Below are 15,053 nucleotides of genomic sequence, written 5' to 3'. Positions count from 1 at the left end.
TCTTAAAAATCTTTTCCGCTCATTTCAACCTTTGAATAGGTTGTTGACAGTCTTATCGCAATTTCACTGAACGAACTCCACGTACTGCCTAGCAGACGATTACAACCGCTTAGCAGCATAGCGTCAGCCAAAGCATAGATAATTTGCTCTTTTGAGCGATCGTAAACACTACGATTCAAGTAAGCCAATTTGGAACCATAGTACTCTTCAAATGCCTTGTACGTCTCAGGTAGGTCTGTTGCCAAAAAAAGCTTTAGCGACGGATCGTCAAGCATCAATTGATCGATTTTTTTAATAAAGTGTGAGTAGTGACTTTTTTCTCTCCAAAAATGCAATTGATCGTGACCATCTTGCGTCCAATTTTCTATTGAATCATATGTGTTATGATCCAGCCCTTTTCCCGCTTCCATTCTAACATGAACCGCGATACGGTTATTAACCTCAAATGGGCTAATCAAATCAAGCACTTGCTTAGTGGGCGTCAAACGGCGTAAAAAGTTATTTTCTTTATCCCAATGAGAATGATCACTATTCAACACATAGGCTGAACGTGCATATACATCTTTGCCTGATGTGATAATAATCGGGGCATCTTTTTCAGCCCCGTCCTCTATTTCCATATAATTGAATACTGTAAGTTGTTTGGCTTTCGCCTCAGCAGTAAAAGCTTCTTCAATCACCGCCCCTTTATAATCGTAAAGGTCAGATAGTCGGCAATCACAATGATGATCTGGCTCCCATACTACAACCAGCTCTCTATCTGTAGCTTTTGCTATTGCTGCAGCTGATGCCATTGCGCGCAACCTGTTACCAAGCCCATGCTGAGCATCAATATATATTTTATCTTTTGGCAGCAAAATTTCTGGAGTTAGTGGCTGCCTCATTAATGTAGTAAAATGCTCTAATGTATGTTTATCCAATTCTACGACCAAGTTGCTGTCAGATAACAACTGATTAAACAGATCACGTGATTCTATACGTGTTTGCATTCCAAAATTTCGCCAACCCGGTACAAATGCAGCTTGTCCATTTTCAGGGAAAACATCAATCACAGTTTTTTTACTATCTGAAACTAAAACTAATCCCCTTTTATTTAATAAACACTGATGTTGCAGTTTCTCAATTAATAACTTTAATTTAGAAACATTCTGTTTAATAAAATCAGGCGTGATTTTTACTAGCATATATTTCTTGTGAAATACAAAATTGCTTGCTTGATTAAAAATAGCAATTTCAATATCCAGCGGTGTTAATTTTTCATGATCTTTAGAAGAGATCAGCTTGCGCAAATTCTTTCTATCCAGGTCAAAAGCACGTAAGCCAACTTTCCAGGATATTATTTCAAGCGCTGCATAATATTCAGCATCATCCAGAATGTGTGGAGGAACATAATGAATACTCTCGCCTGATTTTCTAACTTTCAGATACCCGTCATTATTTTTTTCTATAGTGAAAGGTAAGAATATTCTGTCTTTATTCCATACTGGCATTACATTAGCGATAAAACGATTGGTTCTAATTTTAAATTTAGTCGATTGATAAAAACTCTGTAGATAATCAGGTTCTTTCAACACATTGCCCACACGAAGGCTATCATCATGTGGAATATGATAAATTGTCTTAACATCTACATGTGTTCGTTTAACACCAGCAGCTTCAAGTCGGCTGTAAATATCATCATCATCCCACCCATACGTAGTAATGTATTCATTGAATCCTTTGATTTTAATTAAGTTCTCGCGGGAAACGAAGAAAAAACCATTAATATGTTCTTGTCCTTTATCGGCTATACGCCAATCACCTGAAATGAACATGTTCGATTTCAATAGGTTCTTTGTGAAAAAACCATCATTCACCAAAATATCTGCATCTGTTTTTAATATTTTGTTATATGAAGCTGCGCGAAAGCCAATATTAAAAGCATAGGATAAGATCCACCGAGGCTGATCATCAACTCGTATCACTTTTATACGTTTATCGCTGAGCCCTTGTGCTCTAATATAATCTTTTACTGGTTCAGTAGAAGACCAGTCTACAATAATAATTTCATTAATTTCAGCGCACTCTAGCCAAGAAGGCAAAGCTTTCACCAGATTCTCGTTTCGATTCATGCAACAAGTTACTAGCGAAACACCCACGCCTACTTTTTCAACATATTTATCTAAATCAATGTTAACGTTATTATTGAGTTTAGAGGGTTCTATAATATTATGGATCTCTTTATTTTTGTTATCTGATATATCAAAATCAATGCTATATGTTTTAATAAAGCTTTCAAAAAAAGTTTTATATTTATCTGAATTTTTCTCGTTATCAGTACTGATGAATTTAGCAATTTCCGACAAAACTGTATAAAGCTCACCAAAACTTTTACTCTTATAAAGCTCTCTGGCATAGTTAATTCTATTCCAAAAATACATAATAATCCCTAAACAATTAAATTATCTAAAATACCAGTCATCAAACTGAGCTTCTATTCTTTCATACCCATAACTTTTCAATAAAAAGAAAATATCATTCCTTCTCTCAGTATAGTTATGCTCAACAGTAACACATTGCACATCCCACTCATCAAAAGGAAATTTGCTCAATATTTCGTATTCACTACCTTCTGTATCTACACTTAAATAATCAATTTTCTGCGGTGCTTTATTTAAAACAAGAAAGTCATGTAATGAAATAGTTTTTAAGAGTGAAACTCCACTACTTTGCTTATACGCGTGACGTTTTTCGGAATGGCTATCCTCACTTGCGTGCTTAGCCATACCACCATATTCATCGGCGAAGATAAACTCAACCTGGTCGCCACTTTGACCAGCAATACACTGGTTTGAAACGATGCAAGTACGGTTTTTTTGTAACCTCTCATAAAACTTTGGATTTGGTTCAGCGCATATGCCGTGCCAACCAAACTCCTTCTCAAGCAGGTAAGAATTACTCAATAACACTCCATCTGTTGCACCAAACTCTACGAAAAACCCTTTAGTTTTATAATTTGTTTTTTCTAATACCCATAAATCTTGCCCTAATTGAGATACGGATTTTCGTCTTAAATTTTCTATATAAGCTTCGGAGCCTACTTCATGAGTACCTAACTGTTCTTTATCTTCAATACGATATACCTGTAATCTCTGCTGACCTATACTTAGTTCATGCATAAGTAATTCAAGCTCACTTTCCAGAACAGATATTCTTGCATCTACATTACTAATTTTTGAAGGATTATTAGATAGCAAATCGAGTTTCTTTGACACTAGCCCAGCAGCCTGAGGTAACAAGCCCATACTTGCCATTTCACGAACAGCCCTTGTATGGGCGACTAGTTCAGTATCTTTTTTTGAGCCTACATCAACTGCTGCTGAAAACGCCCCCTCCAGTTTTTTTTCGTCACCTTGTAGCGCAGCAATTCGACCTACGACATTATACGCGCCAGCAATACAAACCCTAGCTACCGTTTTTTTATCGCAACCCCACTCCAATGCAGCCCGACAGTAACGCTCCGCCAGTGAAAATTCACCTAACTGCTGATAGCCACTGGCCACCAATAAAATAATATTCGCTCTTTCTGGATGAGGCTCTATTTTATCTTCAGGTATGTTAATTAATGCCTGCCAATCACCCAAAAACCAAAATGTTTTCGCTTCAGCCAAAAGCTGGCTCGATCCTTCCAATAATATGTCTAAAGGAGATAACTTATTATCTGTTTTCAGTGCTTGTTGCTCCTTTTCATTAGTCATAACTTAAAAAGCCTTGTCTCGTAAAATAACATCCTTGATAAGCTCTAGCTGGGCTTCTAATTTAATTACTTCTTTTTCCAAACTTTGATTGCGGAATAGCTGCTCTTGGTATGCTTGCTCTTTAACCTTTAACTCATTTGCATTAATAGCTTGGTCATTGATCATATTTTGTAGTTGATCATCTTTTTCCTGAATCTGTTCAAGCAATAGAGCCAGCTCACTTTTCAATCCATTGTTCCACTTTTCATGCTCAGTTAACCACTTTTGCTTTTCTGAAAATTCTATTCTTAACTCTTGGATAACCGTATTTTTTTCTGCCAACTCCCCTTCAATTTCTTCGACACTGCCAGTGATCTCAACTAAAAAAATTTCCTTTTCCTCTAATATTCGAGTAAGTTCTACAATTTTGTTTTGTTGGTTGACCGCTTCCTGTAATTTCGAGTCGAGCTGTTTAGCTATAGTATTATTACTTTTTTTAGTGTCAATAAGTTGCTGTTTTACATCACAAAACGTTTGCCAAAGAGGATTAAGATGAAAACTTATGATAGGCATATCAGGATCTGTATTATCTTGATAATCCACTGAAAATCCATGCTCAGCCAGCAATGCTACAATTAAGTCTGCTTTCTCATCCTCATCATATAGCGATTTGATACTGAGTGCTAAATGGACAACGGCAAACATATAGATGGTACCATCATCTATAAGTTTTCTAATCAGCTCCCCAGCTTGAGCAGGTACGTCTATATATAGATGATTAGATTGATCATCGTCAATTTCTAACCTCTCAAGACATCCGTTTATAGTTTGTGTGTCAATTAGATCACTCTTGTATATTGCAACTCCGGGAAATAAATCAACCAAACCCGTAGGCTGCCTTAATGAACTGAACTCAGGCAAGTTTAGAATATAGAAGGTTGTTGGCTTTGCTGTAACATCTACCAGAGTGCGTAAAATCGTATATTTGTCTTGTCCATGGTACTGCTTCAGTAATTGATCAACTGCACTATCTCTGGCTTCCAAAAATACAACTTTACCTGAGGGGTATGCCTCGACAAACTGATCCATTAACCGTGTATCGATTGCTTCGCCAGCCCCGATCCAAACAAAATGTGGCTGTTTTACTTGTGTATTAATCTCATTCATACACTAGTCTCCGGCTTTAAATTGATCTTGTAATAGTTTAACTGAGGCTGTACGACCTTCAGCCCTGCCAAATTTAATATAGTGTAATAGTGGATTAATTCCTGACTCGGCAACATCAGGATAAGTTTCTGTGTACCACGCGCCACTAAAAAGCGGACCAGGAAAGCGCTGCTCAGCAGCACCAAAACGTAAATAGTGCTCAGCAGGGCTGATTGTAGACTCTGCAACATCAGGATATTCAGATAAATACCACTCAGCATCAAAAAACTCAGATGACAAAATCAATTCGATATCATTTTCAACTTTCTTGCGCTGTATTTTTGATTTGTTGAATACTTGAGTCACCGCACGAATTGGCGTGCCTGTTTTCCAAAAAACTGAGCGTTTCATGTCAGCTATTTCTTGCACAATCAGACCAAGCCTATAATTTTTTGATGCTAAATCTGCTTTAATATTACGTAATTTATGTTCCAGTTTAATTACTTTCTGTTTCAATTTTTTTTGCTCGTCGCCGGAATCTTTCGATAAAAATACCCGTTCCAACTCCTCTTGTACATGATGCAACTGTGTCAACAGCAATAGGTTTTCTGCCTCAATCCCTTTTAATTTACTTGTCAGTTGCTGCTGTGCAACCTGTTCTGCATTATTTGTAGTTTTTTCTATAGAATTTTCTTCTATCTCCTCCTGTACCTGCTGCAATTGCATTAGAAGTAAGGAGTTTTCTGCTGTACTCTCGTTTAACTGTGCAACCAGAGGCTCTTGATTTGTACCGATAATACTTTCAACATTTACTTCAACTTTATTATCAGCACTCAGCAACAAACTTGAAGTTTGAATCAACAGATTTAGTCGTGAAAGTTTTTGCACCTGAGCCACATACTGACAGGCTGCTAGTAGTGTTACATCTTGTTCTAGACTATCCACAACTTCACAAGTAGCAGTCATATACAATGCGGTTAGCTGTTCGCATAAAGCTGTTGGTGCAGCAAGCGCCTGTTCGATATTAATCAACTTAAGGCACGCACGGTTCTTCCTTTGAGTTTGTAATAATTCATTTGTTGTACGTAGCCACTCTTCTGCGGCTTTTTCAAATGATACGCCTTGTCGTACCGCCTCTGCCAAGTAATGTTCTGCTTGCTGATAGAATACGACAACGGTATTAATAGCGTTGCTTTTTATCTTTTCTGTTATTTGTTCGTTAGTGCAAACATCAGTAAGCACAACAGTACCTTCATCAGAGGTGCTATTCATTTGGTAAGCACTATCTACATGTGAAGCATTATCCACATCAGAGGTCCTAGATTCCTGAGATATGCTATCAAAATTCGTAGTTTTATGGCCTTCGATGCGCTCTGCTAAAACGACCCAACGCTGCGTATCAGCAATTGTTAATACCACTTTCATTTTACAGTTCCTTGATTATACGCTTGAGTCACGTTCGGCTTTTTCAATGCACAACTGCCACCACGATTCATTGTCCAGATACCATTCAAGTGTTTTTCGGATGCCTGATTCAAATGACTCTTTAGGGTTGTATCCTAGTTCTAATGATGTTTTAGTTGCATCAATAGCGTAGCGGCGATCATGTCCGGCACGATCTTCTACGTAACTGATTAATGCTTGCGCATTGCCAACTGCCGCAGAAGTTGCTGACGGAAAACGCATTTTAAGTTTTGAATTATGGTTAAAGGCATCGTTGAGTAGATCACAAACGAGATTTACTATATCTATATTTTGCCACTCGTTGTTGCCACCTATATTATAACTCTCGCCGATCCGTCCCCTGTTTAATACCAGCTCAATCCCACGTGCGTGGTCGTCAACATACAGCCAATCGCGTATTTGCTTACCATCACCATAAACCGGTAAAGGTTTATTCATTAATATATTAGTGATGATGAGAGGTATAAGTTTTTCGGGGAAATGATAAGGCCCATAGTTGTTAGAACAGTTGGATGTAGTTACTTCAAGACCATAGGTATGATGATAAGCCCGCACTAAATGATCTGCTGCTGCTTTGCTGGCAGCATAAGGGGAATTAGGCGCATAGGCGGTAGTTTCTGCAAAAGCAGGGTCTTGTGGTAATAATGTGCCGTATACTTCATCGGTCGATACATGGTGGAAGCGATGATCAAGGATGCTTTTACCATTACTCTTTGGTTCATCAATCCATATTGTTTTGGCTGCTTTCAATAACGAATGTGTACCTACAATATTTGTTTCGATAAAGGCGTCCGGTCCCGTTATCGATCTATCCACATGCGATTCTGCAGCAAAATGAACAATGGTATTAATGTTATGTGACCGCAGTAGTTTTTCAACTAGCGCCGTATCACAGATATTCCCATGCACAAATGTAAAGTGGGTATTGTGTTTTACTGGTGCCAGGTTCTCTATGTTGCCGGCATAGGTAAGTGCATCCAGAACAACAATGCAGTCATTGAGGTTGTTTTTTAGCCAATACTGTATGAAGTTTGCACCGATAAACCCTGCACCGCCGGTCACCAGCATAGTAACGGGAGTCATACTTGCCATCTCTTTGCTGATTCTGACTCAGGCTGCTTGTTTGTTGTGGTTTCTGATAACTGTTGTAACATCTCGGTTAAAGCTTCGCGCCAGTACTGCCCTTTCAAATCCAGCTCTTTAAGCGTAGATGTTTTATCGAGCACACTATACACAGGCCGTTTAGCCGGTGTGGGATATTCTGCTGTCGATATAGGACTGATATCACACATACCTTCAATTAAACCCAGGTTCTTTCCAACTTCCTGTATCGCTTTTGCAAAGTCATACCAGGTGGCCACACCTAAATCTGTCCAGTGATATATTGCCGGGTATTTAACAACAGCATCACTGACTGCTGCCTTCAGTGCGGCTCGCGCTAAACCTGCGGCCCATGTCGGTGTTCCCACCTGATCAGCCACAACCTTTAGCTCGTCTCTTTCGTTGATGAGCCGCAGCATTGTTTTAACAAAATTATTCCCATGTGCAGAATAGAGCCAGCCTGTACGGATAATCACCACATTTTGACAGTGCGAAACAATGGCATCTTCAGCGCTGGCTTTACTGTTACCATAACAACTCTGGGGTGATTTAACAGCCTCCGGTAAATACGGCTGATTGGTATTACCATCGAAGACATAATCCGTGCTGATCTGCACTAAACGCGCACCACTGCGTGATGCCGCCAAAGCAAGATTTTTCGCACCTTGCGTATTAACAGCTTTCGCCTGGTCCACATCACCTTCCGCTTTATCTACTGCGGTATAAGCGGCTGCATTAATAATCGCATGAGGTTGAAACTCGTCGACAAATTTGGCGACATTAGCAGCATTAGTAATATCCAGTACTGACCTATTACACACCTTTAATACTAAATCAGCAGAGCTCAGCCGCTGTATCTCCCAGCCTAACTGACCATCGCCACCTAAGAGTAATACGCGTTTATTCATATGTAGGTGCTTTTGCTAATGTTAAACCCTGCGCATCCTTAACAGACAGCTGCGGCAACTCACCATTAATTAACGGCCATTGGATGGCTACTGTCGGATCATCCCAACGTAGCTGCACTTCATATTCTGGTGCGTAATAATCTGTACATTTATAAACAAATTCAGCAGTGTCTGACACAACATAAAAGCCATGTGCAAAACCAGGCGGCACCCAAAGCATCTCCTTATTTTCTGATGATAAATGAACACCCACCCATTCACCAAAAGAGCTGGAATCGCGGCGCATATCTACTGCCACATCAAAAACAACCCCGCTTATAACCCTGAGCAATTTCCCCTGTGTGTGTTGTGTTTGATAATGCATACCCCGCAAGATTCCCTGATGCGATGTAGAGTGATTATCCTGCACAAAGTTAACATCAGCGCAATGCGACCTAAAATCGTCGTCACGGAATGTTTCCATAAAAAAGCCACGTTCATCACCAAATACTTTCGGCGTAATCAGTACCACATCCGGTATGCTTAAAGGCTGGTATTGCATTAAACTACTCTTCGCTTTTCATTAAGGATTTTATACAGGTACTCGCCATAACCGCTTTTTTGTAGTGCGGCGGCTCTGCTTTCCAGCTCAGCTGCACTGATATAACCTTTGCGGTAGGCTATTTCTTCCGGACAGCAGACTTTTAGGCCCTGTCGCTTTTCCAATGTTTGAACAAATTGTGAGGCCGCTAGTAAATTATCATGCGTACCGGTATCCAACCAGGCAAATCCACGCCCCATCATCGCCATATGTAGCTGCTGCTGATGCAAATACACGTTATTAATATCCGTTATCTCTAGCTCACCACGGTCGGAAGGTTTAATGCCTGCAGCGATGTCACAGACCTGCTCATCATAAAAATAAAGGCCGGTTACTGCATAATTTGATTTTGGCTGCTGTGGTTTTTCTTCGATGCTAACCACTTGCCCATGATCATCAAACTCAGCAACACCATAATCCTGAGGGTTATCGACATGGTAGCCAAAAACTGTCGCTCCCGTAGACCGTTGACCAGCCTGCTGTAGTAGGCCGTTAAAATCATGCCCATAAAATACATTGTCGCCCAGCACTAATGCACTCGGGGAACCATTTAAAAACGCTTTGCCAATAATAAAAGCCTGTGCCAAGCCATCTGGGCTAGGTTGCACTGCATAATTTAGATTTACACCCCATTGTGAACCATCACCCAATAAGCGCTGAAATGAGGCTTGATCTTCCGGCGTTGTAATAATGAGAATATCCCGGATACCCGCCAGCATGAGCGTGCACAACGGGTAATAGATCATCGGTTTATCATAAATAGGCATTAACTGTTTGCTAACGCCCATTGTTAAGGGGTGTAATCGCGTTCCAGAACCGCCTGCCAGAATAATCCCTTTTCGTTTTTTTGCATCCATATGGGTAGCCTTACTCTGATTCAATTTCGATCCTGCTTTATTAATCTTTATGCTCACGAATAACCGTATCTAATAATTGAATAATTAATGTGATCAATACAGCCATCAAGATAAAAGTAATAGCATTATATAAACGCCGGGGTTCTACCGCATACTCTGGCTGAGTCGGTGCTTGTAAAACTGAGATTTGTTTTAATTTGCGAATAGATTCAACACGAGTATTTTCAAGCGCTCCTAATGCATTCGAATATAGATCCAAAGCAAATTTCGCCTGCAGCTCCAGCGTTTCGTATTCCGCAGTAATGGTATTAAGTGCACCGCCCTTACCCGCCGCCATTCTGGATTTTTCCTGCTCAATCTGATCTTTTAGTGCTTTAATCTCGTTATTTAAACGAATAATGTCGGGTGATTTAGCACTCTGGAAATTTAACAACACGCTTCTTTGCGTATTTTTTCCAGACAATTCTGCATCCAGTGCGGCAACCACCGAGCTTAAACTTTCAACAGTACTTGTCGGCGATATCAAGCCGTGTTGGTTCTGATAAACTAATAGCGCATCGCGAGCAGTCGCTAACCGCTCACCTAAAGCCGCCACTTGCAACTCAATAAACTTGACCTGCTCGGCCGCTAACCGCTGCCCCATACTGTTCATATGCGCTTCGCCTGCTTCTAACAAAAGAGACGCTATTGCTTTAGCCATATCGGGGTTAAAAGCATGTACTTGTATCCTTAAAACCTGCGCATAATCATCCATCGTCACATGAATACGTTTTTTGTAATATTCATGAAAATCTTCAATGGGTGAATCAAAATTAAGCCGGGATATAAAATCTATTTTATTATCTGAATAGTGCACTTTGAGATTAAGCTGAGCATCCATTTTTTTTAACATATCAACAGATAATAAGTGCTCTCGAAGCAGCAGCAAATCTTTAGAACCACCTCCACTTAAGATAGATGAAAAGCTAAATGAAACCGGTGCTATTGCAGGGCTCTCCATTACGACATTTGTTTCAGATACATATCGATCTGTCGAAATAAACACCCAATAGAAAACCACAACAATAATCGCACTTAAACACAACAACCAATATGGATGATTTTTTAACCAAAGCTTCATGTATTCTTTACCCTTTGCGGTATTCTGCTAATGCATCATTAATGTCATCAAACCAAACAGCCTGACCCTTTCTCAACCAGATCCCTGCCTGACAAAGCTCTTTTAAAATACCTTCACTATGAGACACCATAATCAAGCTCGATTGGCCCACTTTATCTTTAAATGCTTTTTTTGCTTTTTCTTTAAAGACAGCATCCCCTACGGCGGTGGCTTCATCAGACAGGTACACATCAAAATCAAACGCAAGCGATAACCCAAAAGCCAAACGCGCCCGCATCCCACTGGAGTAGGTTTTTACCGGCTGATCAAAGGCTTTACCTATCTCGGCAAACTCCTGTACGTAGTGGATAATTCTTTCCATTCCTTTTTCGTTACCATGAATACGCGCCACAAAGGTTACATTCTGGCGACCTGTCATCGAGCCTTGAAAGCCCCCACCCAGGCCAATAGGCCATGACACCCGACAGTTTCTAACAAGCCCCCCCCTATCAGGTGTATCCATCCCACCAATCAAACGCAATAAGGTTGATTTTCCTGCCCCATTAGAGCCTACCAAACCCACACTTACACCAGTTGGGATGGTGAAACTCAGATCTTTTAAGACCCAGTCACGCGTTCTATGATGTCGATAACGCTTATACACTCCGATTGCTTCGATCATGCGGCTTTAACCCTATACTCAAATCGCAAATGCATCGCCAAGCCCAATGCCATAGTAATCAGAACCCACCACATCACATACATTAAGTCTAAATTATTAATCGGCCGATAATTTTCGAAAAAAGCAAGACGCATCAACTCAATAAGATGAACAAGAGGGTTATACATTAAATATTGCAATAGATTATGCGGAAGGAAGTTTAATGGAATCATCACGCCTGATAAAAAATACAGAGGCAATGTCATAACGTTTACCACAATACCAACCTCAAGCACCAATGCATTAGCAACCGAAAAAAACAAACCAGCAGCCAGCCCCAACATCCAAGCTAAAAGCCATAGAAAGATCACTGATAGAGGATCAGCGGGGAGCAAATTAGCACCTAACAATTCAAAACCAATAATCAATAAGACAAATATCAGACTTTTTAAAAGCCCTTCTACTAAGGCGCGCGCTATAACTGTATCTACTGGTTTGACCTGACGGTAAGAATACAGCGCCTTGTTCGAATTAATCGCCCCTATGGATTTCAAAAACCCCTCACGAAAAACAAAAAAAGTCATTAAACCCACGACCAACCAAGGTATAAATTCAGCCCCTGCAATCAGTCCACTCCCCCCCATAATCCCCCGAATACCTACAAAAACAATAATATGAGATATAGGCTCCACTAGAATCCAGAACCACGAGAAGCGCTCAGCCATCGTCCGCTGCAAAGCATCCCTTATGAAAAGTGCTTTCAAAACACTGAATGTAACCTGCAGCGAAGTACGCGGTTTATGCTCAAACGTGCTCATTACAAATCTATCGCGACTTTTGCAGCAATAGCCAGTTGGTAAATAATCTGAGTTAAGCTGGTAGCCAATTGTAGGTTTTTAGTTGGCACTACAGGTAGTACTAAAATTTCATCACCGGGCTGTAGGTCCACGTCTGTTGCTTTACGTACTTCGCCATTCAAGCGCACCACCAGAATATTCTCTGCATCGGCATGCTGAGTAAAGCCACCGGAGCGTTCGATGTAATCCATAACATCGCTGTTGCCTTGGTAAACAGTTGCCTGAGGGACTAATACTTCACCACTAATAAGCAGCGAGTCTGACGTTTCTGGGATGGTAATAATATCGCCATCCTGTAAGCGGATATCGGCTACTTTACCGTTATTAGCAACCACCATACGGCCGTTAGGCTCTATTAGCGCGGCGCGTTTTACGAAGTTTGATATCAGCTCTGCTTCTTTGACACGAATTGAGGCTTCATCGGGTGTCGAAGAGGGAGCGCCCAGATAAGTGGTTTCGAGGCGACGCAGGCTTTCTTGCAGGGAAGCTTTTTGTCGATCGGCAACACTAACGCGTCTGAGAGACACACTGCCCGTATCCGTTAAGGCCTGAGGCACCTGGATGTTATTCAATAGCTCTGTGAGCGATGCATCATTGGGCAAGGCGTATCGGGAAGGACCGTAGTAGCTGCCTTCTACCTGAACAACAATGGTGTCGCCTTGCTGATCTGCGCTAAACAGGACTTCATCACCATTTTTTAAACCGGCTTTTTCAAAATCAGATAACGAGTAATATTTTGCCAATAGACCGGACTCGCGCACACCACGTACCAGCACGTGAGTAATACCCGGTTTAACTCGTGCGTACTGCAGCAAGCTTTTACCGGTATTCTCATTACTGATTAATTCATATTGCAGTTCACGCTCAACATCACCAGCTACGGTGACCGCTGACTGGCGTCGCCCGACTACAACGGTGTCACCATCGCGAAACTGCACAGTGGGCAACTGCCCTTCTTTAAGGAAACGGTATAGATCGGCGTTATTCAGGGTTTTATTATTACGAATGACACGGATGGATCGAAAGCTGCCTAATTGCGGATCGATACCACCGGCCTGATCAAGAAAGTATAAAACCGAGTCGTTCGGTGTACCCGCATAACGGCCAGGATTTCTTACTTCTCCGGTAACAAACACAGCGACGGGCTGTACACCTTGCAAGTTGGTATAGACATTCACGTTTTCAGGATAAATAGATTGTATCGCCGACTTTACGCGAGCATTCAGATTTTGCTGCGAAGCCCCCTGTACTTTGACCGGCCCAACCGAAGGAATAAAAATATAGCCTTGGGCATCAACGGGTAAGACTCGCTCAATTTCAACAGCCCCCCACAAACGCAGTGTTATCAGGTCGCCTGGTGCAATTTTATAATCCGGGTTTAAGCCATCGGCACGCACACCACGAAAACCACCTGAGAACAGATGCCCCCCGTAAGGCAGTTTTCCAAGCTCTTCTCTGGTTTTAATATGTGGGCCGTACGTACCGGTTTTCCAGTTAGTATTGGGTGTATCTACTGCTGTTTCAGGTAGCGGTGCTGCTTGTTCCTGCATCTCCAGGCCACCGGTTCCGGTGTTGATGGAGATAGCCTCTGCCGTTTCAACAGGCAGCGAGGCGAAAATTAATGCCCCTAAGAGACCGAGAACTGAACTCTTTTGTGTAAAAAAACGTGACGTAGATATTTTTAATGACTGAGCCGTCGAGTACATAGATTTTCACTTTTCTGATGACATTGAAATCTGATCTAAACAGACCGGATTACTGTGTATTTCCCGCTACCAGCGCGCGCACTTTATACCAACGTTGCTTATCTTGTGTGCAGGCAAGCCCTGTACGCTGATCAAGCGTACTTTCAACGATAAGCTGGCGGCATTGAGCACCACTGGCAGAATAATAAGGCGCTTTTGCAAACAGGATTACATTGTTGCCCCACGGGCTTTGTGCGAACGAAGCACTCGTATCTGTGACAGAATGATTGAGAAAATCGGCTATCTCTGTTGAGATCAGCTGATCAACCGAAAAGGAGGCTGAAGAAGTTTGCTGCTGATTAAGCGAAGAACACGCTGAAACAACGATACTGGCAAATACAATAGCGGCGACTCTGACAGTAACCCTGACGACGCTATACACCTGATTTGATTTCATTAATCGCACTCTTTATTACACTCGTTATTGCACTCGTTATAGCAGTATGTAATCGCACTGAGTGACTCTCAAAAAATTCATTACCCTAAACGCGTGCGTATTCTATTACATCAAGTGTAAAAAAACATCCGTTGACTCAGCTTACAAACTAACGTTTGTATGACACCTGCCTACAAAAGAAGCGATTCTTCAGATAAGTGCTATTCCTTTTGCGCAAAGGTGATATCGCACTTCAATCCTGCTGGCAGTTGATAATCAGGATTTGCAAGATTCAAGCGCACCCCAAAGGTACCACTGGCGGCATCCAGCACCTGGTCGACTATGTCAACCGTTGCCTGATGAGTACTATTCCAGGGTTTATCTAATACCACATTAGCAATACCACCTTTCGCAATTTCGCCGTAATATTTTGCAGGAACAACCACTTCGACATACAACGGGTCCAGCTGTACAACATTCAAGATGGGATCTTCGCCCACATATTCGCCCGGGTCCAGAAACGTCTCTACTACTACACCCGCC

Annotated in this window: 14 protein-coding genes; all 14 read right to left on the bottom strand. The window is 41.4% G+C overall.

The window, feature by feature from the left end; genetic code table 11:
- Window positions 1-2: 2 nt before the first annotated feature.
- Window positions 3-2,420 (bottom strand): galactosyltransferase-related protein, encoded by a 2,418-nt coding sequence (locus ABY436_RS04950; RefSeq protein ID WP_372737911.1) that lies wholly within the window; start codon window positions 2,418-2,420, stop codon window positions 3-5.
- A gap of 21 nt (window positions 2,421-2,441) precedes the next feature.
- Window positions 2,442-3,737, bottom strand: a complete 1,296-nt coding sequence (locus ABY436_RS04945; RefSeq protein ID WP_372737910.1) for an FkbM family methyltransferase — start codon at window positions 3,735-3,737, stop codon at window positions 2,442-2,444.
- A 3-nt stretch (window positions 3,738-3,740) separates the two neighbouring features.
- Window positions 3,741-4,883: a hypothetical protein gene (locus tag ABY436_RS04940; RefSeq protein WP_372737909.1), complete on the bottom strand. Its 1,143-nt coding sequence runs from the start codon at window positions 4,881-4,883 to the stop codon at window positions 3,741-3,743.
- A gap of 3 nt (window positions 4,884-4,886) precedes the next feature.
- Window positions 4,887-6,287 (bottom strand): hypothetical protein, encoded by a 1,401-nt coding sequence (locus ABY436_RS04935; protein WP_372737908.1) that lies wholly within the window; start codon window positions 6,285-6,287, stop codon window positions 4,887-4,889.
- Window positions 6,288-6,302: 15 nt separating this feature from the next.
- A complete protein-coding gene (rfbB, locus tag ABY436_RS04930) occupies window positions 6,303-7,409 on the bottom strand; it encodes a dTDP-glucose 4,6-dehydratase (RefSeq protein ID WP_372737907.1) in 1,107 nt (368 codons plus the stop codon).
- Window positions 7,406-8,335 carry a dTDP-4-dehydrorhamnose reductase gene (gene rfbD, locus ABY436_RS04925; protein ID WP_372737906.1) on the bottom strand — a complete coding sequence of 310 codons (930 nt, stop codon included), beginning with the start codon at window positions 8,333-8,335 and terminating at the stop codon, window positions 7,406-7,408. Before rfbD ends, rfbB begins: the two co-directional genes overlap by 4 nt.
- The gene (gene rfbC / locus ABY436_RS04920) at window positions 8,328-8,876 is read right to left on the bottom strand and encodes a dTDP-4-dehydrorhamnose 3,5-epimerase (protein WP_372737905.1); all 549 of its coding nucleotides are present in this window, start codon (window positions 8,874-8,876) and stop codon (window positions 8,328-8,330) included. The genes rfbD and rfbC overlap by 8 nt, the downstream gene beginning before the upstream one ends.
- Window positions 8,876-9,772 (bottom strand): glucose-1-phosphate thymidylyltransferase RfbA, encoded by an 897-nt coding sequence (gene rfbA, locus ABY436_RS04915; protein ID WP_372737904.1) that lies wholly within the window; start codon window positions 9,770-9,772, stop codon window positions 8,876-8,878. Before rfbA ends, rfbC begins: the two co-directional genes overlap by 1 nt.
- Window positions 9,773-9,812: 40 nt before the next feature.
- Window positions 9,813-10,892: a chain-length determining protein gene (locus ABY436_RS04910; protein ID WP_372737903.1), complete on the bottom strand. Its 1,080-nt coding sequence runs from the start codon at window positions 10,890-10,892 to the stop codon at window positions 9,813-9,815.
- 7 nt (window positions 10,893-10,899) lie between these two features.
- Window positions 10,900-11,553, bottom strand: a complete 654-nt coding sequence (locus ABY436_RS04905; protein ID WP_372737902.1) for an ABC transporter ATP-binding protein — start codon at window positions 11,551-11,553, stop codon at window positions 10,900-10,902.
- A complete protein-coding gene (locus ABY436_RS04900) occupies window positions 11,550-12,350 on the bottom strand; it encodes an ABC transporter permease (RefSeq protein WP_372737901.1) in 801 nt (266 codons plus the stop codon). The genes ABY436_RS04905 and ABY436_RS04900 overlap by 4 nt, the downstream gene beginning before the upstream one ends.
- Window positions 12,350-14,095 carry a polysaccharide biosynthesis/export family protein gene (locus ABY436_RS04895; RefSeq protein ID WP_372737900.1) on the bottom strand — a complete coding sequence of 582 codons (1,746 nt, stop codon included), beginning with the start codon at window positions 14,093-14,095 and terminating at the stop codon, window positions 12,350-12,352. Before ABY436_RS04895 ends, ABY436_RS04900 begins: the two co-directional genes overlap by 1 nt.
- 49 nt (window positions 14,096-14,144) lie before the next feature.
- Window positions 14,145-14,531, bottom strand: coding sequence for a DVU3141 family protein (locus tag ABY436_RS04890; RefSeq protein ID WP_372737899.1), 387 nt, complete (start codon window positions 14,529-14,531; stop codon window positions 14,145-14,147).
- A 200-nt stretch (window positions 14,532-14,731) separates the two neighbouring features.
- The coding region (locus tag ABY436_RS04885; protein ID WP_372737898.1) for an efflux RND transporter periplasmic adaptor subunit at window positions 14,732-15,053 on the bottom strand (322 nt) is incomplete at its 5' end.

Origin of the sequence: Neptunomonas sp., from assembly GCF_041601355.1 — a bacterium.
In the GTDB taxonomy this organism is placed as follows: Bacteria; Pseudomonadota; Gammaproteobacteria; order Pseudomonadales; family Balneatricaceae; genus Neptunomonas.
Note: the sequence above shows the minus strand (reverse complement) of the source record. Positions and strands in the feature narration are given on the sequence as shown.

What these genes read in the sequence shown, in the direction of transcription:
- rfbA (WP_372737904.1), bottom strand. Translation starts at nt 9,772, where the DNA reads ATGGATGCAAAAAAACGAAAAGGGATTATTCTGGCAGGCGGTTCTGGA.
- ABY436_RS04945 (WP_372737910.1), bottom strand. Translation starts at nt 3,737, where the DNA reads ATGACTAATGAAAAGGAGCAACAAGCACTGAAAACAGATAATAAGTTA.
- ABY436_RS04890 (WP_372737899.1), bottom strand. Translation starts at nt 14,531, where the DNA reads ATGAAATCAAATCAGGTGTATAGCGTCGTCAGGGTTACTGTCAGAGTC.
- ABY436_RS04895 (WP_372737900.1), bottom strand. Translation starts at nt 14,095, where the DNA reads ATGTACTCGACGGCTCAGTCATTAAAAATATCTACGTCACGTTTTTTT.
- ABY436_RS04935 (WP_372737908.1), bottom strand. Translation starts at nt 6,287, where the DNA reads ATGAAAGTGGTATTAACAATTGCTGATACGCAGCGTTGGGTCGTTTTA.
- ABY436_RS04940 (WP_372737909.1), bottom strand. Translation starts at nt 4,883, where the DNA reads ATGAATGAGATTAATACACAAGTAAAACAGCCACATTTTGTTTGGATC.
- ABY436_RS04900 (WP_372737901.1), bottom strand. Translation starts at nt 12,350, where the DNA reads ATGAGCACGTTTGAGCATAAACCGCGTACTTCGCTGCAGGTTACATTC.
- ABY436_RS04950 (WP_372737911.1), bottom strand. Translation starts at nt 2,420, where the DNA reads ATGTATTTTTGGAATAGAATTAACTATGCCAGAGAGCTTTATAAGAGT.
- rfbB (WP_372737907.1), bottom strand. Translation starts at nt 7,409, where the DNA reads ATGACTCCCGTTACTATGCTGGTGACCGGCGGTGCAGGGTTTATCGGT.
- rfbC (WP_372737905.1), bottom strand. Translation starts at nt 8,876, where the DNA reads ATGCAATACCAGCCTTTAAGCATACCGGATGTGGTACTGATTACGCCG.
- ABY436_RS04905 (WP_372737902.1), bottom strand. Translation starts at nt 11,553, where the DNA reads ATGATCGAAGCAATCGGAGTGTATAAGCGTTATCGACATCATAGAACG.
- ABY436_RS04910 (WP_372737903.1), bottom strand. Translation starts at nt 10,892, where the DNA reads ATGAAGCTTTGGTTAAAAAATCATCCATATTGGTTGTTGTGTTTAAGT.
- rfbD (WP_372737906.1), bottom strand. Translation starts at nt 8,335, where the DNA reads ATGAATAAACGCGTATTACTCTTAGGTGGCGATGGTCAGTTAGGCTGG.